Genomic DNA, 24,607 nt, shown 5'->3' on the forward strand with positions numbered 1-24,607 from the left:
GGGACGGGTCAGCGCGCGGCCGGCGCGGGGGCGGTCGAACCGGTGGCGTCCGCTGTCCCCGGCTTGAAGCTCCACAACTCCGTCGGCAGGGCCGCCGGGGCGTCGGGCTTGTAGAAGGCCGAGTCCTGGATGTGCGAGGTGGCGACGTAGAGCGTCCCGTCCGGCCCTTCCGCGAAGGTGTCGGGCCAGCGCAGGCGCTTGTCCTGCACCACGGTGCTCAGGCTGTTCCCCTTCGCCGAGAGGTCGCGCACCTTGATCGAATCGTCCTGCGGCGAGGTCACGTACATCCGCCCGTCCTTGCGGGCGATGATCAGGCCGTCGGCCGGCCCGTTCTCGCCCACGGTCTCGATGCGGCCCGACACGCTCTTGTCGGCCAGCGCGGTCGGCATCAGCGCGTTGGTGATGCTCCCCGCGAGGGTCTCGGTGGGCAGGCTGTAGAGCGTCTTGCCCTTGATCGCCTGCCAGTACAGCGTCTTGCCGTCGGGGGAGAGCGCGATGCCGTCGGCAGCGAACTCGACGCCGCGCCCGTCCGGCCGGCGCAGGGGCTTGCCGTCATAGGTCACCGTCACGCTCTTGTCGGGCTGCGTCGTCGGATCGCCGTCGAGCACCCGGTGAGCCCGGCCGCTGTCGAGGTCGACCACCACCAGGGCCCCCTTGGCGCCGGAATCCGTCAGGTAGGCGGTCTTGCCGTCGGGGGCGAAGCGCACGTCGTTGAGGTAGGAGCCCTGCGGCGCGACGCTCTCGTCGAAGGCGATGGTACGCGCCGGCTGGTTGGTCTTCAGGTCGATCTCGACGAGCTTGGGACCGCCGGGCACGAGCGCCGCCATGGCGGGCGCCGCGGGATCCAGCACCCAGAGGTTGCCGTTCGGGCCCGCCACGACGCTCTGCACACAGACCCAGTGATCCTTGGCCGTGACTTCGTCCTTGCGGGCGTTGCGCCAGGAGTTCCAGGCCGCATCGGGGAACGGCACCAGCTTGCCGTCCTTCAGCTCGGCGACCGACACCTCGGTGTCCTCGGTCCAGCGGGGGAAGTTCACGAAGATCCGCCCGTCCTTGGACACGGTGACGCCCGTCACCTGGTGGTCGAAGCTCGCCACCTTCGTGAGCGATGCCGTCGGCGCGGCGGCGCTGCCCTCTGCCAGGACGGTGCCGGGCACGAGGACGGCTCCCGGGAGGAGGACGGCGCCCAGGAGGGCCGCGGCGAGCGTCCGGCCCTGCCGCCGAGGGCGGGCCGACCGGCGCGGAGGCGCGGCGAAGAACGGATGGTCGGACTGATGGTGCGTCATCGGAACCCTGGAAAATGGAATCCCTGGCATCGGACCCCTTGGCATCGCGACGATCGAACCGCGCGGTGTGCGAACCGTGCGGTGCGATCATGACGGCCTAACGCATGAAGCGTCCGCCAAGGTTCATCCGCCCCGCGAGTTGTGAACGGCCACCGCCGGCGGCGCGACCCATCGCAGGCGTCGGATCGCGCGGTCTGCGCGCTTTGAGCGAATTTGGCTCTCGTCCCGATACAAGAGCGCTCAGCGCGATTTCACGAACTCTTTTTGACGAAGACGTTTCAGGTTCTTTGGCCGTTAAAGACAAATTCATGGATTGTAACTAAATTTACTCACATCAGGCTGTGACTGGAATAGTCGCATATCAGAAAACGTATCCGGGAAAGAAACTAACGATGTTGGGGTACGGTCTTCGTGCAACGCTCGAGGCGCTCGATCGATCGCAAGGTCGCATCGAATTCGCGATGGATGGAACTGTCCAGAGCGCGAACCAGATCTTTCTCGACCTCCTCGGATATACCTTCGACGAAGTCCGTGGCCGGCCGCACAGCTTGTTCGTGCCTCCCGAAGAGCGGGACACGGCAGCCTACCGGGCATTCTGGGACAGCCTGCGCCGGGGCGAGCATCAGGCCCGTGATTTCTGCCGGATCGGCAAGGACGGCGGCCGGATCTGGATTCGGGCGAGCTACAACCTGATCCTCGATCGGCGCGGCAAGCCGATGAAGGTGGTGAAATTCGCCACGGACATCACCGAGCAGGTCACGCGCAACGCCGCGTTCGAGGGCCAGATCACGGCGATCAACCGGTCGCAGGCGGTGATCCACTTCACGCCGGACGGTCTCGTCACCGACGCCAACCCGATCTTCCTCGAGACCCTCGGCTACCGCCTCGACGAGATCAAGGGCCGGCACCACAGCCAGTTCGTGGCGCCGGCGGACCGGGCGACGCCGGCCTACGCCGCCTTCTGGACCGCGCTGGCGGGCGGCGCCTACCAGGCCGGCGAGTTCCGCCGCCTGGCGAAGGGGGGCCGCGAGGTCTGGATCTACGGCGCCTACAATCCGGTGTTCGGACCCGACGGCCGGGTGGTCTCCGTGGTGAAGTTCGCCAGCGACGTCACCGCCCAGGTCGCCGACCGGCTGCGCCGCCACCAGGGCCAGCAGGCGATCGACAAGGATCTCGGCATCATCACCGGCTCGATCTCCGACGTTAGCCATCAGGCCACCCTCACGGCGGAGGCGGCGGCCCAGACCTCCGGCAACGTCCACGCGGTGGCGGCGGGCGCCGAGGAGTTCTCGGCCTCCATCGAGGAGCTGAGCCGCCATGCGTCCGAGGCGAGGACCGCGTCCGAGGAGGCGGTGGTCCGGGCCCAGGAGGCCTCCGGCATCATCGCCGGGCTGACCTCCGCCGCCGACAAGATCGGCGAGGTGGTCTCGGTCATCCGTACGATCGCCGACCAGACCAACCTGCTGGCGCTCAACGCCACCATCGAGGCGGCCCGGGCCGGCGAGGCGGGGCGCGGCTTCGCCGTGGTCGCGGCCGAGGTGAAGGCCCTGGCCAACCAGTCGTCCCGGGCCACCGAAGAGATCGGCACGCAGATCGCGGCGGTGCAGGGCTCCACCAACCAGGCCGTCACAGCGATCGAGGCCATCGCGCGGACGATCGGCCATCTCAGCGAGATCTCGGTGAGCGTCTCCTCGGCCGTGACCGAGCAGGCCGCGGTGACCCGCGACATGACGGTCAACATGCAGAACGCCGCGCGGAGCGTCGAGGTCGTGCGTCAGAACATGGACGGGATCGCCGCCGCCGCGATCGACGTCGACGCCTCGGTGCGCAAGGCCGGCGCCGCGGCCCGCGCCCTCGCCTGAGGGGCGGGCGAGGCCAAGGCGCGAAAGGCCAAGGTGCGAAAGGCCAAGTCGGGCGAGGCCAAGTCGGGCGAGGCCAAGTCGGGCGAGGCCAAGGCGCGAAAGGCCAAGTCGGGCCGGATCAGTCCGGGCGCGGGCCGGCCCCGGGCTGCATCACCGTGGGCTCGGAGCCCGAGCCGCGCACCCGGCCGCGCAGGGACGGAGGCGCGCCCGGCCGTCCGGGTTCGCGCCGCTCGAGGCCGGGCACGACGCGCTCGGTGAGGTCCACGCAGCGGCCGACCAACCACGTCATCCAGTTCATCGCGAAGCTCCCAGCCTGACCTCTCTCATAGATCGGGTCTCGCGCCGCCAAAGCGAGGGGGCGAACGGGAAATATCCACGCCGTCTCCGAACCCGCGCGGGGTCCGGCCCGCCGCCCCTCAGTCGAGGTCCTGCAGGTGGCGGGCGGCGATGACGGACGCGGCCGTGCGGTTCTCGACGCCGAGCTTCTCGTAGATGCCTTCCAGGTGCTTCGTCACCGTGCGGGGGCTTAGGCCCAGGATCTCGCCGATGTCGCGGCTCGACTTGCCCCGCGAGAGCCAGAGCAGCACCTCCGCTTCCCGTCCAGTGACCCGCAGGCGCAGGCGCAGGCGTTCGAGTCCCGCCTCGGTGCCGTCGCGCGACAGGCGCAGCAGGATCTCGTCGCCGGTGCCGCCGATGAAGCTGAAGGTATAGGCGGTGCCCGCGCGATCGCCGAGGGTCAGGGCCGGTGCGCCCGTGCCGGCGAGGCAGCCCCGGAGCCAGGCGGCGCCCTGCGGCGGCAGGCTCAAGGGGGCGCCGGGTTCGGTGAAACCGCCGAGTAGGCGGGCGGCCTGGGGCGTGCCCCACAGGACCGTGCCGTCGCGGTCCACCGCGAACAGGGTGCGGCCGGTGGTGTCCAGGGCGGCTCGGGCGCTCTGTGCCGCGCGGGCGCTCGCGAGATGGACCCGGATGCGGGCCAGGATCTCGTCCGGCGCGATGGGCTTGGTGACGTAGTCGACGCCCCCCGCCTCCAGGCCCTTCACGATGTGCTCGGTCTCGGACAGCCCGGTCATGAAGATGACGGGGACGTGGGCGAGGTGCCCCTTCGCCTTGAGGCGGCGGCAGGTCTCGAACCCGTCCATGCCCGGCATCACCGCGTCGAGCAGGATCACGTCCGGGGTGATCTCGTCGACCAGGGCCAGGGCGAGGTCGCCCGCCACCGCCACCAGCACGGTGGCGCCCGAGCGCTCGATCGCCTCGGTGAGAAAGCTCAGGGTCTCGGGGGAATCGTCGACCACCAGGACGGTATCGCGCTGCGCCTCAGCCATCGGCGGGCTCCAGCAAGCCCTCGATCACCGCTCGGGCACGGCGCAGGTCGAAGGCGGCGGTGAGCCCCCGCATCTGCGCGATGAAGGCGGTCGGCGCCGCGGGTCCGCCTTCCATCTCGGCGAGCTTCGCCTCGATGCCGCGGACGTGGCCAATGCGCACGAGGCGCAGGAGGTCGGCAAGGTGCTCCGGGCGGGGGGGCGGCGCGGCGGCCTCGGGCGGGGCCGGCGCGGGGGCCTCGCCCGCGGTCCAGTGGAGGCCGAGGAGCCCGGTGACGCATTCGAGGAAGTCGCGCAGGTCGAAGGGCTTGGCGATGATGGCGTCGTGGGGCGCATCGCTCCCGCGCGACGGGCTGATCTCGTGCACGTTGGCCGACATCATGGCGATGCGGCCGGTCTGGCCCGCTTCGCGCAGGGCCTTCGCCAGCACCCAGCCGCTCATGCCCGGCATGGCGATGTCGAGGAGGAACAGGTCCGGCGGCCGCGTCGCCGCCAGCGCCAGGCAGGCCGGGCCGTCGCCGGCCTCGAGCACCACTAGGCCCAGGGGTTCGAGGATGTCGCGCATCAGGCCGCGATGGGCGGCATCGTCGTCGGCCACCAGGATGGTGCGGCGGGCCCCCGCATAGGTGCGCGCCGGCGCGCTGGCCTGGGTCAGGACCGGCTTCGGGCGCGCCACCGAGGCGAGCATCAGGCGCACGCGAAAGCGCGTGCCGCGCCCGACCTCGCTCTCCACCGTGATCTCGCCCCCCATCACCTGGGCCAGCAGGTGCGCGATGGTCAGTCCGAGGCCGGTGCCGGGCGTGGAGCGGGCCGCCGCCAGGGAGCCGCGCTCGAAGGGCTCGAAGATCCGCTCCAGGTCGTCCGGGCGGATGCCGAGGCCGGTGTCGCTGATGGTGAACACCGCGATCTGGTTGCGGTAGGTCAGGTCGAGGGTCACCGTGCCGGCGGGGGTGAACTTGATCGCGTTCGACAGGAGGTTGAGCAGGATCTGGCGCAGGCGCTTCTCGTCGGTGGCGACCACCGCCGGCAGGGTTTCGGGCCGGGTGAAGCGGAAGGCCAGGGCGGCGCCCTGGGCCTGAAGCCGGATCATGTCGACGATCTGGTCGAGAAAATCGGCGAGCCGGACCTCGTTGCGGTGGATCTGGAGCCGTCCGGCCTCCATCCGGGAAATGTCGAGGAGGCCGTCGATCAGGCCCGAGAGGTGCTGGGCCGAGCGCCGGATGACCCGGATCCCGTTCTGGCGCGGGGCCGGAATCGAGGGATCGCCCTCGAGCAGCTGCGCGTAGCCGAGCACCGCGTTGAGGGGCGTGCGCAACTCGTGGCTGATGCCGACCACGTAGCGGCTCTTGGCGAGGTTGGCGGCCTCCGCGACCTCCTTGGCCTGCTGCAGCTTGGCGTCCGTGACCTTATGGGCCTCGATCTCGGCCTGGTAGAGCCCGGTCTGGCGGGCGGTCTCCTCCAGGGCGACCCGGCGGCTCTCCTGGGCCAGCACGAACAGCCAGGCGACGATCCCCAGGATGACGATGAGGATCAGGAACACGCTGGTCAGCGCCGCGCCGAGGACCGCGCGGTGCTCGGGATGCTCGGCGCTGGCCCCCGCATGCACGATGCCGAGGATCAGCCCGATCGCCACCACCAGGGTCAGCATCAGGGCGAGGTAGCGGCCCAGCGGCGCGCCGATCCAGGCGGCGGTGCGAGCCGGGGCGACCCGGGCGAGCACGCTCTGGGCCTGGGCCTCCAGGCGTCCGTGCGGCTTGCAGAGGTCGCCGCAGCGGGCGTCGAGGGAGCAGCACAGGGAGCAGATCGGCCCGGCATAGGCCGGGCACTGGGCCATGTCCTCGGGCTCGAACGGGTGCTCGCAGACCCGGCAGGTGATCTCGGCCGCGCCCTGCCAGTCGGTGCGCGGGGTGCGGGCGAGATAGTAGCGCCCGCCGGTGGCCAGGGCGATGGCGGGGGCGCCGAGGCAGGCGACGGCCAGGGCCAGCATCGGCGCGAACGGCACGGCGGGCGCCCCGAACCCGCCCGCATGGGCCACGAACCCGCTGAGGATCGCCAGGGCCATGGCGCCGGTCCCCACCGGATTGATGGCGTAGAGATGGGCGCGCTTGAACTCGATGCCGGGGGGCGACAGGCCGAAGGGCTTGTTGATGGCGAGGTCCGCCGCCAGCGCGCCGACCCAGGCCGAGACCACCACGGCGTAGAGCGACAGGGTGCTGACGATGGTCTTGTCGATGCCGAGCTCCATCAGCAGCAGGGCGATGGCGACGTTGAAGACGAGCCAGACCACGCGGCCCGGATGGCTGTGCGTCAGGCGCGAGAAGAAGTTCGACCAGGCGATCGAGCCCGCATAGGCGTTGGTGACGTTGATCTTGAGCTGCGAGACCACCACGAACAGGGTCATCAGGGCGACGGCGCCGAAGCCCGAGGGCAAAACGTAGCCGAAGGCCACCGCGTACATCTGGGTCGGCTCCGCGGCGCGCTCGGCCGGGACGCCGTGCGCGATGGCGAGCACCGCCAGGAACGACCCGAGCAGGATCTTGAGCATCCCGGGCAGGATCCAGCCGCCGCCGGCCCCCAGCACCGCCGCCCACCAGCGCCCGGAGCGCTCGGGGGCGCGCGCCGGCACGAAGCGCAGGAAATCGACCTGCTCGCCGACCTGGGCCAGCAGCGCCAGCAGGATGCCGGAGGCCAGCCCGAAGCGGGGCCAGTCGAAGCCGCCGAGGCCGTCGGCCCCCGGATGGGCGAGCCAGGCCGCCACCGGCGCGTCCCCGGCCCAGGCGATGCAGGCCAGCGGGATGAGGTTGAGGACGATCCAGACCGGCTGCGTCCAGAGCTGGAAGCGGCTGATCATGGCGATGCCGTAGACGACCAGCGGGATCACCGCGAGGGCGCTGACGAGGTAGCCGAGGCTCGGCGGCAGCCCGAAGCAGAGCTCCAGGGCCAGGGCCATGATCGCCGCCTCGATGGCGAGGAACAGGAAAGTGAAGCTCGCGTAGATCAGCGAGGTCACGGTCGAGCCGATATAGCCGAAGCCGGCGCCCCGGGTGAGGAGGTCGATGTCGACGCCGTAGCGGGCGGCGTAGAGGCTGATCGGCGTCGCGGTGGCGAAGATGATGGCGCTCACCACCAGGAGCGCCGCCAGGGTGTTGGTGAACCCGACCGTCAGCACCAGGGTGCCGCCGATCGCCTCCAGGGCCAGGAAGGAGAGCGACCCGAGGGCGGTCTGGGCGACCCGGAACCCGGACCAGCGCCGCGCCTTCTTGGCGGTGAAGCGCAGGGCATAGTCCTCCAGCGTCTCGTCGGCGACGAGGCGGTTGTAGTCGCGCCGGATCGGCAGGATACGCTGGTGCTCGGTCATCGTGTTCGGCGGGGACGGTATCATGCGGCGCAGGGTCTGGCGCGGCATCCCGGCTCGTCCGAAACCGCGGCGCTCCGTCCTCCCCAGCTTAGCAAGGACCGTGCCCGGACTCCCGTGCGCCCATGCTGGCGCGCCGCGCTCGGCGGCCGGAGCGGCGATGGCCTCCGGGGCGATCGGTCCCGCGGGGTGCGGTCCAGAGCGGCGGCGTCCGAAGCCTTGTGGGGGAGACTCGCGGGGAGTTCGACAGCATGGGCCCGTCCGCCGGGGTCCGACATACGCAAAACAGCGTATAGGCCGCACCGCACCACGCGGCCTAGCCTCCGCTCCGTCGATCCACGGCCGTCCGATGCGCCGTGCGACGACCGACAGGGGTTTTGGGCACGATGGCAGAGGACAAGGGCAACGGCCTGCAATCGGCGCTCCGGCGCAGGCTTCTCATGGGTCTGGCCGGCGCTCCGGCGATCGCCTTGATGCCGCGCATGAGCTTCGCGGCCGCGCCGCCGACCTCGGCGGTGAACACCACCGGCCTCGCGGTGACCGACACCGAGGTCACGGTCGGCATCCTGCACTCCGCCACCGGCACGATGGCGATTTCCGAGACCGGCTCGATCCAGGCCGAGAAGCTCGCGATCTCGCAGATTAACGAGGCGGGCGGCGTGCTCGGCCGCAAGATCAAGATCATCCAGGAGGACGGCGCCTCCGACTGGCCGACCTTCGCGGAGAAAGCCAAGAAGCTCCTCGTCAACGATCACTGCGCCGCCGTGATGGGCTGCTGGACCTCGGCCTCGCGCAAGGCCGCCCTGCCGGTCTTCGAGCAGTATAACGGCCTCCTGTACTACCCGACCTTCTACGAGGGCCTGGAGCAGTCCAAGAACGTCTTCTACACCGGCCAGGAGGCCACGCAGCAGATCCTCGCGGGCCTGAACTGGGTCAACAAGGAGAAGGGCGGCGACACGTTCTTCTTCATCGGCTCGGACTACATCTGGCCCCGGACCTCGAACAAGATCGCCCGCAAGCATGTCGAGAACGTGCTCAAGGGCAAGGTCGTCGGCGAGGAGTACTTCCCCCTCGGCCACACGCAGTTCAACTCGGTGATCAACAAGATCAAGCTCACCAAGCCGAAGGTGATCTTCGCCGACGTGGTCGGCGGCTCCAACGTGGCGTTCTACAAGCAGCTCAAGGCGGCCGGCATCGACCTGTCGAAGCAGATCCTCCTGACGATCTCGGTCACCGAGGACGAGATCGACGGAATCGGTGGCGAGAACATCGCCGGCGCCTATTCCTGCATGAAGTACTTCCAGTCGATCGACAACGCGAACAACAAGGCCTTCGTCTCGGCCTTCAAGAAGATGTGGGGCGAGAAGACCGTCATCGGCGACGTGACCCAGGCGGCCTATCTCGGGCCGTTCCTGTGGAAGATGGCCTGCGAGAAGGCCGGTTCCTTCGACGTCGACAAGGTGGTCGCCGCCTCGCCGGACCTCGAGTTCAAGGCCGCGCCCGAGGGCTACGTCCGGATCGATCCGAACCATCACCTCTGGTCGAAGACCCGCGTCGGCAAGGCGCTGCCGGATGGCCAGTTCGAGATCGTCTACACGAGCCCCGAGCTCATCAAGCCCGATCCGTTCCCCAAGGGCTACCAGTAGAGCCAGCTACCAGTAGAGACAGCTACCAGTAGAACCCGCTCCCCCCGGACCTGCTCCCCCCTCCCCCTGCGTGGGGAGGGGGACGTCTACGGTGTTGATCGGCCCGATGCTTGCACATCCTTCGGCGGCATCCTTCGGAGAACGAACCCATGTTCGGCGACTATTCCCTCGGTGATCTTGGCGCGATCTTCGCGATGCAGGGCTTCGCCGGGCTGATCCTGTTCTCGGTCTACGTGCTGATGGCCCTGGGGCTGGCGATCATCTTCGGCCAGATGGGGGTGATCAACATGGCCCACGGGGAGTTCATGATCCTCGGCGCCTACATGACCTATCTCTGCTCGGGCTTCTTCCAGAGCCACCTGCCGGCCCTGTTCCCGGCCTACTTCTTCGTGGCGATGGCCCTGGCCTTCCTGGCCTCCGGGGCGCTCGGAATGCTGGTGGAATGGGCGCTGATCCGCCACCTCTACAAGCGCCCGCTCGACACGCTGCTGGCCACCTGGGGCCTCTCGCTGATCCTGCAGCAGGCCTACCGCTCGATCTTCGGCGCCCGCGAGGTCGGCGTGGAGCTGCCCGCCTGGCTCATCGGCTCCGTGCAGGTCACCGACACCATCGAGATCCCGATCAACGGCATGTTCGTGATGGCCATCACCACCCTGATCACCGTCGGCGTCGCGATCCTGATGTACCGCTCCCGCTTCGGCGCCCAGGTCCGCGCCGTGGTGCAGAACCGCGCGATGGCCGGCGCCGTCGGCATCGACACCGAGAAGGTGGACCGCCTGACCTTCGGCCTCGGCTGCGGCATCGCCGGCATCGCCGGCTCGGCCTTCACCATGGTGGGCTCCACCGGGCCGACCTCGGGCCAGCTCTACATCGTCGACACCTTCCTGATCGTGGTCTTCGGCGGCGCCGCCTCCCTGCTCGGCACCATCGCCTCGGCCTTCTCGATCTCGCAGACGCAGTCGACCCTCGAATTCTTCCTCTCGGGCTCCACCGCGAAGGTGATCACGCTGCTGGCGGTGGTCGGCATCCTGATGCTGCGGCCGCAGGGCCTCTTCACCCTCAAGGTCCGGCGCTGAGGAGCCTGAACGTCATGACCCGCTCCACATCCCCCACCCCCGTCGTGAACGACAACCCCTTCATGAAGCCGATGGAATGGGTGAGCCTCGCGCTCCTCGTGGCCGTCATCTTCGTGGTGCTGCCGCTGCTGCTCGACGCCTTCCGCCTCAACCTCGTCGGCAAGTACCTGACCTATTCCTTCGTGGCCCTCGGCCTCGTCATCTGCTGGGGCTTCGGCGGCATCCTCTCCCTGGGCCAGGGCGTGTTCTTCGGCCTCGGCGGCTACCTGATGGCGATGTATCTCAAGCTGGAGGCCTCCAGCATCGAGAACACCAAGATCCAGTCGACGCCCGGCATCCCGGACTTCATGGACTGGAACCAGATCACAGCCCTGCCCTGGTTCTGGAAGCCGTTCCAGAGCCTGCCCTTCACCCTCCTGGCGGTGCTGGTGGTGCCGGCGCTCTTCGCCTTCGTGATCGGCACGGCGATGTTCCGCCGCCGCGTCGGCGGCACCTACTTCGCCATCATCACCCAGGCCATCGCCGCCATCCTGACGATCCTCATCGTCGGCCAGCAGGGCTACACCGGCGGCATCAACGGCATCACCGACCTGCGCACCCTGCACGGCTGGGACATCCGCACCGACAGCGCTCACAACATCCTCTACTTCGTCAATGCGGGGCTGCTCGTCGGCTGCATCCTGTTCGCCCAGATGGTGAAGAAGTCGAAGCTCGGGCGCATTCTCCTGGCCATGCGCGACAAGGAGGACCGGGTCCGGTTCTCGGGCTACCAGGTCGCGAGCTTCAAGACCTTCGCGTTCTGCCTCGCGGCGGTGTTCGCGGCCATCGGGGGGGCGATGTTCACCCTGCAGGTCGGGTTCATGTCGCCCTCCTTCGTAGGCATCGTGCCCTCGATCGAGATGGTGATCTACGCCGCCGTCGGCGGGCGCCTGTCGCTGTTCGGCGCAGTCTGGGGCACCCTCCTGGTCAACTGGGCCAAGACCAGCTTCTCGGAAAGCTTTCCGGAGCTCTGGCTCTTCGGTCTCGGCGCCCTGTTCATCGCCGTGGTGCTGGCCTTCCCGAACGGCCTGGCGGGTATCTACCGCACCTACGTCGAGCCCCGCCTGACCCGGCGCGTGAAGGCCCTGGAGCCCGCCCCCGCCGTCGCCCTGACCCACGCGGCCGAGTAGGACCTCCGATGAACGCAGCTCTCCTGCCCTCGCACCTGATCGGCGCCGATCCGGCCGAGAAGGACTTCCTCCTGGCGGTGGAATCCCTCACCGTCTCCTTCGACGGGTTCAAGGCGGTCAACGACGTCTCGTTCTACGTCGACCCCAACGAGATCCGGGTCATCATCGGTCCCAACGGGGCCGGCAAGACCACCGTGCTCGACCTGATCTGCGGGCGCACCAAGGCCAGCGCCGGCTCCATCAAGTACAAGGGCCAGGAACTCACCAAGCTCTCCGAGAGCGCCATCGTCCAGGCCGGCGTCGGCCGCAAGTTCCAGACCCCGTCGATCTACGACGACCTGACGGTGTTCGAGAACCTGGAGATCTCCTTTCCGCGGGGCCGCTCGGTCTTCGGCGCCCTCACCTTCAAGCGCGACGCCGAGGTCCGCGACCGGATCGAGGAGGTCGCCAGCATGATCTTCCTCAAGGACCAGCTCCTCGAACGGGCCGAGTTCCTCAGCCACGGCCAGAAGCAGTGGCTCGAGATCGGCATGCTGCTGATCCAGGACCCGGAACTGCTGATGCTCGACGAGCCGGTGGCGGGCATGAGCGTCGGCGAGCGCATCAAGACCGCCGAGCTGCTCAACCAGATCATCAAGGGCCGCTCGGTGCTGGTGATCGAGCACGACATGAAGTTCGTCGAGGACATCGCCCACCGGGTCACCGTGCTGCACCAGGGCAAGGTCCTGTCCGAGGGCTCGATGGAGCGGGTCAAGAACGACCCGAAGGTCATCGAAGTCTATCTCGGCCACTGAGAGGAAACGGCGCCATGCTCCAGACCACGCCCGCCCCCTCGCCGGCCTTCTCGCCCGCCCCCCTGGTCCAGGGCGGCGTCCCGCCGATGCTGGCGATCCGCGACCTGCACGCGGCCTATGGCCAGAGCGAGGTCCTGCACGGCCTCGACATCGCCGTGGCACCCGGCGAGATCGTCGCCGTGATGGGCCGAAACGGCATGGGCAAGACCACGCTGATGAAGACCCTGATGGGCATCGTGCCGGTCAAGTCCGGGACGATCCAGGTCGACGGTGCCGGGGTCGAGGGCCTGAAGAGCCACCAGCGCGTGGCCAAGGGCCTCGCCTACGTGCCGCAGGGCCGGATGATCTTCTCCGCCATGACCGTGCAGGAGAACATCGAGACCGGGCTCACCGTCACCGGGGAGCGCCGGGTGCCGCAGGAACTCTACACGATGTTCCCGGTCCTCCTGGAGATGAAGGGCCGGCGCGGCGGCAACCTGTCGGGCGGCCAGCAGCAGCAGCTCGCCATTGCCCGGGCGCTGGCGAGCCGGCCCAAGGTCCTCCTCCTCGACGAGCCCACCGAGGGCATCCAGCCCTCGATCATCCGTGAAATGGGCCGCACCCTGAAGAAGATCCGCGACGACCGCGGGCTCTCCATCGTGGTCTCCGAGCAGGTGCTCAGCTTCGCCCTCGATGTCGCCGACCGGGTCCTGGTGATCGAGAACGGCCACATCGTCCATGAATCCCTGCGCGCCGATATCGACGAGGCCCAGGTCGCCCGCTTCCTCTCCGTCTGACGGGACCCGACATGCCGAAAGGGGCCGAGATGGCCGATTACGAGATCTTCGAGCTCGGCGACTTCGTCCTCCAGTGCGGGAAGACGCTGCGCAGCGCCAAGCTCGCCTACAAGACCTTCGGCACGCTCAACGCCGCTCGGGACAACGCCATCGTCTACCCGACCTGGTATTCGGGCCAGCACACCGAGAACGAGTGGCTGATCGGCCCCGGCAAGGCCCTCGACCCGGACAAGTACTTCATCATCATCCCGAACATGTTCGGCAACGGGCTCTCGTCCTCGCCGAGCAATACGCCGCCGCCCTGGAACGGGCCGTGCTTTCCCAACGTCACCGCCTACGACAACGTCACGGCGCAGCATCGGCTCGTCACCGAGCGTTTCGGCATCGAGACCCTGGTGCTGGTGACCGGCTGGTCGATGGGCGCCCTGCAGACCTACCATTGGGGGGCGCTCTACCCCGACATGGTGCCGCGCATCCTGCCGTTTCAGGGCTCGGCCAAGTGCTCGCGGCACAACTTCGTCTTCCTGGAAGGCGCCAAGGCCGCCCTGCAGGCCGATGCCGCCTACGCCGAGGGCTGGTACACCCGCCCGCCGAACCGGGGCCTGCGCGCCTTCGGCCGGGTCTATGCCGGCTGGGGCCTGTCGCAGACCTTCTACCGGATCGAGGCCGACAAGACCCATATGGGCTACGCCTCGCTGGAGGACTTCCTGGTCGGGTTCTGGGAGGGGCTGTTCTACACCCGGGACGCCAACGACCTTCTGGCCATGCTCTGGACCTGGCAGAACGGCGACATCAGCGCCAATGACCGCTTCAACGGTGATCTCAAGGCCGCCCTCGGCGCCATCCGCGCGAAGGCGATCCTGATGCCGGCCTCCACCGACCTCTACTTTCCCCCCGAGGACAACGCCCTCGAGGCGGCGGCCATGCCGAACGCGGAGCTGCGCGTCATCGAGACCTGGTGGGGTCATTTCGCGGGCGGTCCCGGCACGAGCCCCGACGACATCGCCACACTCGACGCAGCCCTGAAAGCGCTGCTCGCGAGCTGACCGGCCTCGGGCCGGGGTGCACCGCGCCCGGCCCGACGACCACCGGCACATCACCCGCCGACGGATCTCACCGCCGGCGAGAACGGGGACGCGTGTCCTCACGTCTGGGAAGGGAGCACCGACGCAACATGCCCGAGACCCTGATCAAGGTCGATCTGACCCAATCGGCCTACGACAACGACATGGTGCACAATCGCTGGCACCCCGACATCCCCATGGTGGCGATGGTCAAGCCCGGCGACGACTTCATCGTCGAGACCTATGACTGGACCGGCGGCTTCATCAAGAACAACGATTCCGCCGACGACGTGCGCGACATCGATCTCTCGATCGTGCACTTCCTCTCCGGCCCGATCGGCGTCGAGGGCGCCGAGCCCGGCGACCTCCTCGTGGTCGACCTCCTCGACATCGGCGCCAAGCCCGAGAGCCAGTGGGGCTTCAACGGCTTCTTCTCCAAGAAGAACGGCGGCGGCTTCCTCGACGAGCACTTCCCCCAGGCCCAGAAATCGATCTGGGACTTCGAGGGCATGTTCACCAAGTCGCGCCACATCCCCGGCGTGCGCTTCCCCGGCCTGATCCATCCCGGCCTGATCGGCTGCCTGCCCGATCCGAAGATGCTGGAGACCTGGAACACCCGCGAGAAGGCGCTGTTCGACACCGACCCCAACCGGGTCCCGGCGCTGGCCACCCTGCCCTTCGCGCCGACCGCCCATATGGGCCGGCTCAAGGGCGAGGGCCGCGACGCGGCGGCGGCCACGGGTGCCCGCACCGTGCCGGGGCGCGAGCACGGCGGCAATTGCGACATCAAGGACCTGTCGCGCGGCTCGAAGATCTACTTCCCGGTCTACGTGCCCGGCGCCGGCCTCTCGATGGGCGACCTGCATTTCAGCCAGGGCGACGGCGAGATCACCTTCTGCGGCGCCATCGAGATGGCGGGCTGGGTCCACCTCAAGGTCAGCCTGATCAAGGACGGCATGGCCAAGTACGGGATCAAGAACCCGATCTTCAAGCCGTCGCCGATCACGCCGAAGTTCGACGACCACCTCATCTTCGAGGGCGTCTCCGTCGACGAGTACGGCAAGCAGCATTACCTCGACGTGACGGTGGCCTACCGCCAGGCCTGCCTCAACGCGATCGAGTACCTGAAGAAGTTCGGCTACTCGGGTGCCCAGGCCTACTCGATCCTCGGCACCGCGCCGGTCCAGGGTCACATCTCGGGGGTCGTCGACATCCCGAACGCCTGCGCCACCCTCTGGATCCCGACGAAGATCTTCGACTTCGACATCAATCCCGGTGCCGACGGACCGACGAAGTTCCTCGACGGCTCGATCCAGATGCCCCTGTCGCCGGACCTCTGAGAACCGGCGCGCCCGATCCGGCGCCGATCCCCCTCCCCTCGTGGGGCGGGGTCAGGGCGGGGGATTGGGCGCCCCTCGGGATGCGCAGGCTCTCGGAACGACCCCTCCTTCCACCGCTCCCCACGCGCTCGACGGATCTCACGCCGGTCCGAGATCCGCCGGGGAGGCGAGCCGTGCCGCCGCCCGCCCTCCAGCAGACATCACCGAGAGGCCCCGATGCCCGTCTACGATTACGCCTGCGACGCCTGCGGCCCGTTCACGGTGCTGCGCCCGATGGCCGAGTTCCAGGATCCGCACGATTGCCCGGATTGCGGGACCACCTGCGGCCGCGCCTTCCTGACCGCGCCGAACCTCGCCTCCATGGATGCCGGCGTGCGCAAGGCGCACGCCACCAACGAGCGCAGCCGTCACGCGCCCCGACGTGTGTCCGGGCATGGGGCCGGGTGCGGCTGCTGCAGCGGGTCGACGAAGGCCAAAACGCAAGCAACGCCAGCCGCTAAAAGCTTTCCATCTGCACGTCCCTGGATGATTAGCCACTAAATTAAGCACTGGCATTGCCTTTGCAAAGTATTTCCCGACAGCAGATCTGCACAGTGTCTGGGCCTATCGAGATATAATTCCACGCCTGAAGTGGATGCGATGGGTCTGAGACGGGATCGATGCTGGAACGCGGGGTGGTACGATGATCCAGAGAATCGAACGGGGACCGGTGCCGAGGCGTCGGACGGGATGGGGCGCCGCCCGGGATGCGCTCCTGTCGGCGGCTTTGGCGTCCGCCGGTGTCATGGCTGGGGGGGCGGCGCTGGCGCAGACGGCCTCGCCGGTGGGCCAGCTTAACGAGCAGACCCAGCCGCGCACCGACCCGGCCATCGCCGACAAGCCGAAGGACCCGGTCCGCGTCGGCCCGCTGGCGCCCTGGGCCACCGAGATGGCGGCCCGCGGCCTGACCTTCGACGTCAACGTCTACGACTTCTACCAGGCTAACCCGAGCATGGGCCTGCGGCCCGGCGAGCAGTCGAACTCGGCCTATTTCGTACTCTCGATGACCGCCGACATGCAGAAGCTCGCCGGCATCTCGGGCGGGACGATCAACTTCACCCAGACCTTCTTCGGCCTGGTGCGCAACCTCAACATGGCCGCCGACATCGGCGACACCACGGTCGGCTACCAGCCGCCCTACAACCCCAACTTCGCCCGGCTGTCGCTCTTCACCTACCAGCAGAAGCTGCTCGACGACCGCCTGGTGGTCGAGGTCGGGCGCACGCATCCGGACCGGTATTACGGCCTGCCGCCGTGCAACTCGATCAATTCCTGCTTCCAGGACATGTTCTACTTCAATGCCGGCTTCACCTCGCCGCTCTACGGGGTCTGGGGCGCCAACGTCGCCTACAAGTTCTCGCCGACCACCTACATCCAGGCCGGCGCCTTCAGCGTGAACCCCAACACCAACGTGCTGTCGGGCTATGATTTCGGCTACGAGCGCCTCGCCGGCGCCGTCGTCATGACCGAGATCGGCCGCAAGACCGACTTCTCCCAGGAAGCCTATCCGGGCCGCGTCTCGCTCACCGGCTTCTACAACACCGCCGACCACGAGGATAACTTCAAGACGGCGCTGGGCCGCTCCAAGGGCCTCTTCCCCGGCGATCCGGCCCTGCAGAAGTCGGGCACCTCGGGCGTGGTGCTCACCGCCTCGCAGACGGTCTGGCGCGCCGACGGCGGCGCCGAGGCGGCCAACCCCCACCCGGCCGCGATCGCGGTCTACACCGGCACCGGCTACGCCTTCGATCCGACGATCCCGATCCGGTTCAATTCGTTCGCCGGCATCCTGCTGCAATCGCCCGACCAGACCCGGCCCAACGACACCTACGGGCTGAAGGCCAACTGGCAGCGCATCAACGCCAACTACGCGGACTTCCTGGCGGACGCGAACGCCTTCGCGGGCGGCTCCGGTGCGCCGTTCTCGCGCGACAAGTTCATCTTCGAGGCGAACGCCCACATCGATGTCGGGGCCGGCGTGATCCTCGAGCCCGTGGTCCAGTACGTCGTCAATCCGAACTCGTTCTGGAATCCCTACACCGCCCGGCGGCCGAAGGACGGCGTCTATGGCGGCTTCACCCTCGTGGTTCCCCTCGGAACCCTCCTCGGCCTCGCGCCGGGCTAGGGCCCCGGGGGACCTCGTCCCCGCGCGTGCCGCGCGACCCCGCGGCACACGCCACGTCTGGAAACCGGAGGATCACGCCATGATGCACGGAGACATTTCGTCGAGTCAGGACAGCGTCGGCGTCGCCGTCGTGAACTACAAGATGCCCCGCCTGCACACGCGGGAGGAGGTCCTGGAGAACGCCGCCAAGATCGCCGACATGGTGATCGGCATGAAGTCCGGCCTGCCCGGCATGGACCTGGTGATCTTCCCCGAATACTCGACCCACGGGATCATGTACGACGCGGCGGAGATGTACGAGACCGCCACCACGATCCCGGGGCCGGAGACCGACATCTTCGCCGCCGCCTGCCGCAAGGCGAAGGTCTGGGGCGTGTTCTCTCTCACGGGCGAACGCCACGAGGAGCACCCGAACAAGGCGCCCTACAACACCCTCATCCTGATGAACGACCAGGGCGAGATCGTGCAGAAGTACCGCAAGATCATGCCCTGGACCCCGATCGAGGGCTGGTATCCGGGCGACCGCACCTACGTCTCCGACGGCCCCAAGGGCCTGAAGATCAGCCTCATCATCTGCGACGACGGCAACTACCCGGAGATCTGGCGGGACTGCGCCATGCGGGGGGCCGAGCTCATCATCCGCTGCCAGGGCTACATGTATCCGGCCAAGGAGCAGCAGATCCTGATGTCGAAGGCGATGGCGTTCGCCAACAACACCTACGTGGCGGTGGCCAACGCCGCCGGCTTCGACGGGGTCTACACCTATTTCGGCCACTCGGCGGTGATCGGCTTCGACGGCCGCACCCTCGGCGAGTGCGGCGAGGAGGAGATGGGCATCCAGTACGCCGCCCTGTCGAAGTTCCTGATCCGCGATGCCCGCGCCCACGGGCAGTCGGAGAACCACCTCTTCAAGCTGCTGCATCGCGGCTATACCGGCATGATCGCCTCGAAGGAGAACCGGCACGGCCTGTCGGAATGCCCCTACGACTTCTACCGCCGCTGGATCGAGGATCCCGACGCCGCCCGCGACGCCGTGCGGGCCATCACCCGCCAGAGCGTGGGCACCGAGGAATGCCCGATCGAGGGCATCCCCTTCGTCGGCAAGGGCGAGGGCCCGCCCGACCCGCGGTGAGCGGCGCTGTGGCGCCCGCGCCACGCCCGATCCGGATCGAGGGCCGGTTCCGCCGCCGCGGGGCCGGCCCTCGCCGTTTCGCGGCGGCGGGTCCGCCTCGCCCGGTTTGACCCGGGCGGGCAGCCCCTCTACCGCCCGTGGCGAGACCCGTCGCCCCTGATCGACACCCCGGAAGGATGGACGTCCCGGCATGAGCCAGCCCGAGACCGACGCGCTCCTGCGCCGCGCCGCGGATCTGGAGCGGGACGCCGCGCGCCTGCGGGACGCGGCGCGCCGGTCCGCCGGAGAGCCGGGCGCTGCGCCGGACAGGGCGGCGCCGGGGTCCGACCCGGTGCCGCACCGGCAGGCGATCCTCGACAGCACCACCCGCTTCGCCATCGTGGGCACGGATCGCGACGGGGTGGTGACCGACTGGAATGCCGGCGCCGCCCGCATCTTCGGCTGGAGCGCCGCCGACATCCGCGGGCGCAACATCGCCGACCTGTTCACCCCCGAGGATCGCGCGATCGACCGGCCCGGGATCGAGATGCGCCTCGCCCTGGAGCAGGGCCGCGCCGAGGACGAGCGCTGGCACCTGCGCGCCGACGGCACGCGCTTCTGGGCCTCGGGCGAGATGATGCCCCTGCGCGACGGCGACGGCCATCACATCGGCTACGTCAAGGTCGTGAGCGACCGCACCGCGGAGCACCGGGCCGGGGACGCCCTGCAGGACGCCGAGATGCGCCTGCGCCGCGCCCAGGAGGCCGGCGGCATCGGCGTGTTCTCGGTCGGCATCGACGACGGCATCCTGCATCCGACTCCGGAATTCTGCCGCCTCTACGGCCTGCCCGAGGCCGCGACCTATCCGGCCTCCACCTTCGAGCGCCTGGTCATCCCCGACGATGCCTACCTCGTCTCCACGGCGGAGAGCCGCCGGCGGGGCGAGCCGCCCCGGGACGTCGAGTACCGCATCCGCCGGCCCGACACCGGCGAACTCCGCTGGATCGCCCGCCGGGGCGAGATCGAGCGCGACGCCGCGGGGCGCCCCCTGCGCTTCTCCGGCATCGCCCGGGACGTCACCGAGGCGCGTTCCGCCCGGGACGCCCTGGCCACCAGCGAGGCGCGCTACCGCGCCCTGTTCGAGGCCGTGGACGACGGCTTCTGCATCATCGAGTTCTTCGACGGACCGCACGGTCCGGCCAGCGACTTCGTCCATCTCGAGGCCAATGCCGGCTACGAGCGCCACACCGGCATCCCGAACATCGTCGGCCGCACCCTGCGCGACCTTGCGCCCGCGGAGGCCGAGGGCTGGCTCGAGCTCTACGGCGGCGTCCTGCGCACCGGCACCGCGATCCGGTTCGAGCGCGCCTTCCCCCTGGCCGGGCGTCACATCGAGGTCTCCGCCGCCCGGATCGAGCCGGCGAGCCGGCGCCAGGTCTCGGTGCTGTTCCGGGACATCTCGGCCCGCCGCCGGGCGGAGGACGCCCTGCGCACCAGCGAGGCCCTGGCCCGGGAGAACATCGAGCGGGTGCAGCTCGCCCTGGCCGCCGGGGCGATCATCGGCACCTGGCTCTGGGACCTGCCGACCGACCGCTTCAGCGTCGACGAGGCCTTCGCCCGCAGCTTCGGCCTCGATCCCGCCGCCGGGCGCGAGGGCCTGAGCCTCGCCCGGGTGGTGGAGACCGTGCACCCGGACGACTGCGCCGGCCTCGCCGAGGCCATCCAGGCCGCCATTGCCCGGGGCGGCGCCTACGCGCACCAGTACCGGACCCGCCGCGCCGACGGCCGCTACTACTGGCTCGAAGCCAACGGCCGCGTCGAGCACGGCCCGGACGGGACCCCCCTGCGCTTTCCCGGCGTGCTCATCGACGTGGAGGAGCGCCGCGCCGGCGAGGCCGAGCGGGCGCGGGTCACCGAGCAGCTGCGCAGCCTGAACGAGACCCTGGAGCAGCGCGTCGCCGAGCGGACGGCCGAGCTGATGCGGGCCGAGGAGGCCCTGCGCCAGTCGCAGAAGATGGAGGCGGTGGGCCAGCTCACCGGCGGCCTCGCGCACGACTTCAACAACATGCTGGCGGGCATCGTCGGCTCCCTGGAGCTGATGCAGACCCGCATGCTCCAGGGCCGGGTCGGCGACCTGGAGCGCTATATCGGCGCCGCGCAGGGGGCGGCGCGCCGGGCCGCGGCCCTGACCCATCGCCTCCTCGCCTTCTCGCGCCGCCAGACCCTGGCCCCGAAGCCCACCGACGTGAACCGCCTCGTCGAGGGCATGGAGGAGCTGGTGCGCCGCACCGTGGGTCCGGCGGTCTCGGTGGAGGTGGTGGGCGCCGCCGGCCTGTGGCCGACCCTGGTCGATCCGAGCCAGCTCGAGAACGCCCTGCTCAACCTCTGCATCAACGCCCGCGACGCCATGCCGGAGGGCGGCCGCATCGTGGTCGAGACCGGCAACCGCTGGCTCGACGCCCGCGGGGCCCGCGAGCGCGACCTCGACCCGGGCCAGTACGTCGCCCTCTGCGTCTCGGACAACGGCACCGGCATGACCCCGGACGTCGCCGCCAAGGCCTTCGATCCGTTCTTCACCACGAAGCCCCTCGGCGAGGGCACCGGCCTCGGCCTGTCGATGATCTACGGCTTCGCCAAGCAGTCGGGCGGCCAGGTGCGGATCTATTCGGAGCCCGGCGAGGGCACGATGGTGTGCATCTACCTGCCGCGCCATCTCGGCGAGGCGGAGGGGGTGGAGACGGTGCCGGACCTGTCGGAGGCGGCCCGGGCCAAGGTCGGCGAGACGGTGCTGGTGGTGGACGACGAGCCCACGGTGCGGATGCTCGTGACCGAGGTGCTGGAGGATCTCGGCTACGCCGCCATCGAGGCGGCCGACGGCGCCTCGGGCCTCAAGGTGCTGCAATCCGATGTGCGCATCGACCTCCTCGTCACCGATGTCGGCCTGCCCGGCGGCATGAACGGCCGCCAGATGGCGGAGGCGGCCCTGGTGTCCCGCCCGGGCCTGAAGGTGCTGTTCATCACCGGCTATGCCGAGAACGCCGCCCTCAACCACGGCCACCTCGCCCCCGGCATGCAGGTGCTGGTCAAGCCCTTCGCCCTGGAGGCCCTCGCCACCCGCATCCGCGGCCTGATCGAGGGCGCCGACTGACACTCCGGGACCGGGCGGGGCCCGCGTCCCCCGGCGATCGCTGCACGCAGCGCAAGACTCCCGTCGTTAGCATCTTATTAAGATCCTCGCGCTGAAAGTGGAGCGCTCAGCAACGACCGGAAACAACACATCGCAGGGGACCGAAATGCAGGACTTGGGCTTCAAATCGCTCTTGGTTTTGGCGAAGATTGGCTACGAGCTGCGCGACGAGTTCGCCCATACTTTCGATGATGATGTCCGGCGCGCCTTCGGCCCGCTCCTCGACGCCCTCGACGACAGCGCCGGCGTGCTCCGCCTGGTCGCCTCGGACGACAGCTGGGTCAGCGACGCCACCTTCTTCGAGGCCCGGGGCGCCGTCGGCCTCGGGCACTGAGCCCTCGCCCTCGTTCTCCCCCCGTCCCCGGGCGCCGGACCGGATCGCCGAGGCCGTGTCCCCCCTGCGGGAGCAGCCCTGATCGACCTCCAGTCCGGGGCGGTTCCGCCATTGTGAGGGTGGAGTCGGATCGCGGCCCTCGGCAGCGGTACGACGGACTTGGTCGCCGGCAGGGCGGTCGCGGCTGGCGCGGCCTCGCCGGCGACGTTCGCGGGCAGCCCCGCGGCATCCCGGGACGGCGCAGCGGAGCCCGGGATCGAGACTCGCAGGGGGCAGAGCTTGCGAGCGTCGTCGGTTCGGGATGGTGCGCCTCAGGCAAACCCCGTCAGCTGCCGCAACGCCGCCGCGTGCAGCTCCGGGTTGGCGGCGGCGATGACGCGACCGTCGAAGTTCGGAGTGAGCGGGCGTCCGGCCCAGTCGGTCATCACGCCGCCGGCCCCCTCCACCACGGGGGCGAGGGCCATGACGTCGTAGACCTTGAGGCCGGCCTCCACCACGAGGTCGCAATGGCCCGAGGCGAGGAGGCCGTAGGCGTAGCAGTCGCCGCCGAAGCGGCGCAGGCCCACGACGGCGCTCAGGGCCGCGAAGGCCTCGGCGTCGGCCCCCTTGAACAGGTCGGGGGAGGTCGCGAACAGCCGGGCCTCGGCGAGGGCGCGCCGGCTGGTGCGGATCGGCTTGCCGCCGAACCAGGCGCTGCTGCCGTTGCCGTGCCAGCGCTCGGCCAGGGCCGGCATGTCGATGAGGCCGAGGATCGGCCGCCCGCCCCGCACCAGGGCGATCAGGGTGCCGAAGAGCGGCATGCCGGTGATGAAGCTCTGGGTCCCGTCGATGGGGTCCACCACCCAGGTCAGGTCGTGGGCGAAGTCGCCGCCCTCCTCCTCGCCGAGGATGCCATGCGCCGGGTAGGCCTGGCGGATCTCGGCCCGCAAGCGCGCCTCGATGCCGCGATCGGCCTCGGTGACGGGGCTCGCATCGGCCTTGGCCTCGACGGCCAGGGGCGTGCGGAAGTGCCGGCGCGCCAGGGGGCGCACGCTGTTGGCGAGGTGGTGGGCGAAGGCCATCAGCCCATCGGGGGTGGCATCGAAGCCCGCCGGTGGGGCGAGGGTCGGGAACATGGGATCGGCCTTGCGCGAAGGGGAACGCGGGAACGGGACGGCGGCGCGGGCGGCGGTCACAGCAGTCGCAGCCAGCGCGGCCAGTCGGGATGGTGGAACAGGGGCCGGGCCCGCGAGAGCTTCCAGGTCCCGTACTTGTAGTAGTCGAAGTCGAGGGTCGAGACCCGCTCCTGGATCATCGCCCAGGTCGCCCATTTGAGGTCGCCCAAAGCCTTCAGCACCTCGGTGCGGGCGTGGATCTGCGGGGTCCAGCGGCCCCAATAGGCCGCGATCATCTCGCGCTCGACCTCGGCCGAGAACGCCATCTCGTCGAACCACAGGGCGAGCTCGTAGGCGCGCTCGTTGTTGGAGGCGTACTCGAAGTCGACGAGGCGGACATGGTCCTGCCCGTCGAGCATGAAGTTGCCGGCCAGCGTGTCGTTCATGCAGGGCACGAGGTCGAGGCCCGAGGCCAGGAGCGCCGCCTTGGCCTGGCCGTAGCGGCGCATCAGGAAGGCCGAATCCGGCGGCACCCGGCCGCCGACGGCCTCGACCTGCCCGACATGCTCCTCGATCATGTCGAAGATCGTCTTGGTCAGGGTTAGGGCCGGCGCATCGTTGAAGGCCCGCAGGGCCCGGACCGCGTTGTGGCGCACGACCGGGCGCAGGAAGTCGAGGTTCGAGGAGGCCCGGAAGTCGTCCAGGAAGGCGAAGATCTCGACGCCGTCCTCGGGCAGGTAGTCGAGCACCGCCACCCCGAAGCCGCAGGCCTCCGCCCGCCGGCTCGCCTCGTGGGCGGCGTCCCGCGTGATGAACATCTCCGTGCCGCGCCCCGGGACCTTGAGGAACACGTCCGTGCCCTCCCCCGCCTGGACCCGCCAGTTGGTGTTGCTGATGCCGCCCGAGACGGCGCGGTAGCGCAGGGGGGCGCCCGCCCAGGCCGGCACCCGGGCGAGGATCGCCTCCAGGGCCTGCTCGGCGGCGCCCCGCCCCTCGCCCATCCGTGTCCAGCTCATCGTCCCCTCCCCGC

The 24,607-nt window shown here is 69.5% G+C and carries 19 protein-coding genes; 13 read left to right on the plus strand and 6 right to left on the minus strand.

From position 1 onward, the window contains the following. Positions 1-8: 8 nt before the first annotated feature. Positions 9-1,286, minus strand: coding sequence for an L-dopachrome tautomerase-related protein (locus CRT23_RS10160; protein WP_103709585.1), 1,278 nt, complete (start codon positions 1,284-1,286; stop codon positions 9-11). Positions 1,287-1,678: 392 nt separating this feature from the next. Between CRT23_RS10160 and CRT23_RS10165 the strand changes: the two genes are divergently transcribed. Then, positions 1,679-3,148: a PAS domain-containing methyl-accepting chemotaxis protein gene (locus tag CRT23_RS10165; RefSeq protein ID WP_103709586.1), complete on the plus strand. Its 1,470-nt coding sequence runs from the start codon at positions 1,679-1,681 to the stop codon at positions 3,146-3,148. A 118-nt stretch (positions 3,149-3,266) separates the two neighbouring features. Here CRT23_RS10165 and CRT23_RS10170 read toward each other — a convergent pair whose 3' ends face one another. From CRT23_RS10170 to CRT23_RS10180, 3 genes are all read right to left on the minus strand, one after another. Then, entirely contained in the window at positions 3,267-3,446 is a 180-nt protein-coding gene (locus CRT23_RS10170) for a hypothetical protein (RefSeq protein WP_055949770.1), read from the minus strand. A 118-nt stretch (positions 3,447-3,564) separates the two neighbouring features. Then, positions 3,565-4,473, minus strand: coding sequence for a response regulator transcription factor (locus CRT23_RS10175; RefSeq protein WP_103709587.1), 909 nt, complete (start codon positions 4,471-4,473; stop codon positions 3,565-3,567). Next, on the minus strand, positions 4,466-7,828 hold the full coding sequence (locus CRT23_RS10180; RefSeq protein WP_103709626.1) for an ATP-binding protein: 3,363 nt from the start codon (positions 7,826-7,828) through the stop codon (positions 4,466-4,468). Before CRT23_RS10180 ends, CRT23_RS10175 begins: the two co-directional genes overlap by 8 nt. Before the next feature lie 383 nt (positions 7,829-8,211). On the opposite strand from CRT23_RS10180, the gene urtA reads away from it, so the two are divergent. The 12 genes from urtA (at position 8,212) to CRT23_RS10240 (ending at position 22,483) form a co-directional block, all read left to right on the plus strand. Next, the gene (gene urtA, locus CRT23_RS10185) at positions 8,212-9,471 is read left to right on the plus strand and encodes an urea ABC transporter substrate-binding protein (RefSeq protein WP_055949766.1); all 1,260 of its coding nucleotides are present in this window, start codon (positions 8,212-8,214) and stop codon (positions 9,469-9,471) included. Positions 9,472-9,620: 149 nt separating this feature from the next. Beyond that, positions 9,621-10,547, plus strand: a complete 927-nt coding sequence (gene urtB / locus CRT23_RS10190) for an urea ABC transporter permease subunit UrtB (protein ID WP_055949763.1) — start codon at positions 9,621-9,623, stop codon at positions 10,545-10,547. 14 nt (positions 10,548-10,561) lie between these two features. Beyond that, positions 10,562-11,716, plus strand: a complete 1,155-nt coding sequence (urtC, locus tag CRT23_RS10195; RefSeq protein WP_055949761.1) for an urea ABC transporter permease subunit UrtC — start codon at positions 10,562-10,564, stop codon at positions 11,714-11,716. A gap of 8 nt (positions 11,717-11,724) precedes the next feature. Beyond that, positions 11,725-12,510, plus strand: coding sequence for an urea ABC transporter ATP-binding protein UrtD (gene urtD / locus CRT23_RS10200; RefSeq protein ID WP_103709588.1), 786 nt, complete (start codon positions 11,725-11,727; stop codon positions 12,508-12,510). An 86-nt stretch (positions 12,511-12,596) separates the two neighbouring features. After that, entirely contained in the window at positions 12,597-13,286 is a 690-nt protein-coding gene (gene urtE / locus CRT23_RS10205; protein WP_055950073.1) for an urea ABC transporter ATP-binding subunit UrtE, read from the plus strand. A 29-nt stretch (positions 13,287-13,315) separates the two neighbouring features. Continuing rightward, positions 13,316-14,332: an alpha/beta fold hydrolase gene (locus tag CRT23_RS10210; protein WP_103709589.1), complete on the plus strand. Its 1,017-nt coding sequence runs from the start codon at positions 13,316-13,318 to the stop codon at positions 14,330-14,332. A gap of 128 nt (positions 14,333-14,460) precedes the next feature. Beyond that, complete coding sequence (fmdA, locus tag CRT23_RS10215) at positions 14,461-15,690, plus strand: formamidase (protein WP_055949752.1); 1,230 nt, start codon at positions 14,461-14,463, stop codon at positions 15,688-15,690. 216 nt (positions 15,691-15,906) lie between these two features. After that, positions 15,907-16,230, plus strand: coding sequence for a zinc ribbon domain-containing protein (locus CRT23_RS10220; RefSeq protein ID WP_103709590.1), 324 nt, complete (start codon positions 15,907-15,909; stop codon positions 16,228-16,230). 244 nt (positions 16,231-16,474) lie between these two features. Then, positions 16,475-17,851 carry a carbohydrate porin gene (locus tag CRT23_RS10225; protein WP_245436118.1) on the plus strand — a complete coding sequence of 459 codons (1,377 nt, stop codon included), beginning with the start codon at positions 16,475-16,477 and terminating at the stop codon, positions 17,849-17,851. Between the two features lie 79 nt (positions 17,852-17,930). Beyond that, complete coding sequence (locus CRT23_RS10230) at positions 17,931-18,983, plus strand: aliphatic amidase (RefSeq protein WP_055949747.1); 1,053 nt, start codon at positions 17,931-17,933, stop codon at positions 18,981-18,983. Positions 18,984-19,173: 190 nt separating this feature from the next. Continuing rightward, complete coding sequence (locus CRT23_RS10235) at positions 19,174-22,110, plus strand: PAS domain S-box protein (RefSeq protein ID WP_103709592.1); 2,937 nt, start codon at positions 19,174-19,176, stop codon at positions 22,108-22,110. A 145-nt stretch (positions 22,111-22,255) separates the two neighbouring features. Then, positions 22,256-22,483 (plus strand): hypothetical protein, encoded by a 228-nt coding sequence (locus CRT23_RS10240; RefSeq protein WP_103709593.1) that lies wholly within the window; start codon positions 22,256-22,258, stop codon positions 22,481-22,483. 311 nt (positions 22,484-22,794) lie between these two features. Here CRT23_RS10240 and CRT23_RS10245 read toward each other — a convergent pair whose 3' ends face one another. Next, positions 22,795-23,598 (minus strand): inositol monophosphatase family protein, encoded by an 804-nt coding sequence (locus tag CRT23_RS10245; RefSeq protein WP_103709594.1) that lies wholly within the window; start codon positions 23,596-23,598, stop codon positions 22,795-22,797. A gap of 56 nt (positions 23,599-23,654) precedes the next feature. Further along, a complete protein-coding gene (locus CRT23_RS10250) occupies positions 23,655-24,593 on the minus strand; it encodes a choline kinase family protein (RefSeq protein WP_103709595.1) in 939 nt (312 codons plus the stop codon). Positions 24,594-24,607: the final 14 nt, after the last annotated feature.

Origin of the sequence: Methylobacterium sp. V23 (genome assembly GCF_002917135.1) — a bacterium.
Lineage (GTDB): Bacteria > Pseudomonadota > Alphaproteobacteria > Rhizobiales > Beijerinckiaceae > Methylobacterium.

Bases quoted from the DNA above. Each gene is read 5' to 3' on its own strand.
- CRT23_RS10240 (WP_103709593.1), top strand. From the start codon at position 22,256: ATGCAGGACTTGGGCTTCAAATCGCTCTTGGTTTTGGCGAAGATTGGC.
- CRT23_RS10170 (WP_055949770.1), bottom strand. From the start codon at position 3,446: ATGAACTGGATGACGTGGTTGGTCGGCCGCTGCGTGGACCTCACCGAG.
- CRT23_RS10235 (WP_103709592.1), top strand. From the start codon at position 19,174: ATGAGCCAGCCCGAGACCGACGCGCTCCTGCGCCGCGCCGCGGATCTG.
- CRT23_RS10245 (WP_103709594.1), bottom strand. From the start codon at position 23,598: ATGTTCCCGACCCTCGCCCCACCGGCGGGCTTCGATGCCACCCCCGAT.
- CRT23_RS10250 (WP_103709595.1), bottom strand. From the start codon at position 24,593: ATGAGCTGGACACGGATGGGCGAGGGGCGGGGCGCCGCCGAGCAGGCC.
- urtA (WP_055949766.1), top strand. From the start codon at position 8,212: ATGGCAGAGGACAAGGGCAACGGCCTGCAATCGGCGCTCCGGCGCAGG.
- CRT23_RS10220 (WP_103709590.1), top strand. From the start codon at position 15,907: ATGCCCGTCTACGATTACGCCTGCGACGCCTGCGGCCCGTTCACGGTG.
- CRT23_RS10165 (WP_103709586.1), top strand. From the start codon at position 1,679: ATGTTGGGGTACGGTCTTCGTGCAACGCTCGAGGCGCTCGATCGATCG.
- urtC (WP_055949761.1), top strand. From the start codon at position 10,562: ATGACCCGCTCCACATCCCCCACCCCCGTCGTGAACGACAACCCCTTC.
- urtB (WP_055949763.1), top strand. From the start codon at position 9,621: ATGTTCGGCGACTATTCCCTCGGTGATCTTGGCGCGATCTTCGCGATG.
- CRT23_RS10175 (WP_103709587.1), bottom strand. From the start codon at position 4,473: ATGGCTGAGGCGCAGCGCGATACCGTCCTGGTGGTCGACGATTCCCCC.
- urtD (WP_103709588.1), top strand. From the start codon at position 11,725: ATGAACGCAGCTCTCCTGCCCTCGCACCTGATCGGCGCCGATCCGGCC.
- CRT23_RS10180 (WP_103709626.1), bottom strand. From the start codon at position 7,828: ATGACCGAGCACCAGCGTATCCTGCCGATCCGGCGCGACTACAACCGC.
- CRT23_RS10225 (WP_245436118.1), top strand. From the start codon at position 16,475: ATGGCTGGGGGGGCGGCGCTGGCGCAGACGGCCTCGCCGGTGGGCCAG.
- CRT23_RS10160 (WP_103709585.1), bottom strand. From the start codon at position 1,286: ATGACGCACCATCAGTCCGACCATCCGTTCTTCGCCGCGCCTCCGCGC.
- urtE (WP_055950073.1), top strand. From the start codon at position 12,597: ATGCTGGCGATCCGCGACCTGCACGCGGCCTATGGCCAGAGCGAGGTC.
- CRT23_RS10210 (WP_103709589.1), top strand. From the start codon at position 13,316: ATGGCCGATTACGAGATCTTCGAGCTCGGCGACTTCGTCCTCCAGTGC.
- fmdA (WP_055949752.1), top strand. From the start codon at position 14,461: ATGCCCGAGACCCTGATCAAGGTCGATCTGACCCAATCGGCCTACGAC.
- CRT23_RS10230 (WP_055949747.1), top strand. From the start codon at position 17,931: ATGATGCACGGAGACATTTCGTCGAGTCAGGACAGCGTCGGCGTCGCC.